Raw genomic sequence first — 265 nt, forward strand, 5'->3', positions numbered from 1 at the left:
GCCAAGGTTGTAGGCGACTTGGTGACGGACCGTCTAACCACTATCAATAGCCAGGTCCAGGGCATCTACCGCAACAGTGCCAATGAGCTGGTGGTGGATGGCTTCAGCCTGGAGTTGCCCAGCAGTGGCAGCTGGTCGAAGGTGCGCGTGCTGAATGGTGGCGTGATAACCACGCCGGTAGCATCGGATAGCTTCACCCAAGGCATCACCATTACCGCCGACGAGATTGAGGTAGATGCGAGTTCGCGAATCGATGTAAGCGCTA

At 57.0% G+C, this 265-nt stretch carries 1 protein-coding gene; it reads left to right on the forward strand.

Annotation, left to right across the window (positions count from 1 at the left end; translation table 11 throughout):
- Nucleotides 1-21: 21 nt before the first annotated feature.
- A partial coding sequence (locus AYB31_RS20945; protein WP_201787442.1) for a hypothetical protein occupies nt 22-265 on the forward strand: 244 nt, incomplete at its 3' end.

This window comes from Pseudomonas sp. BMS12, from assembly GCF_001592875.1.
GTDB lineage: Bacteria > Pseudomonadota > Gammaproteobacteria > Pseudomonadales > Pseudomonadaceae > Aquipseudomonas.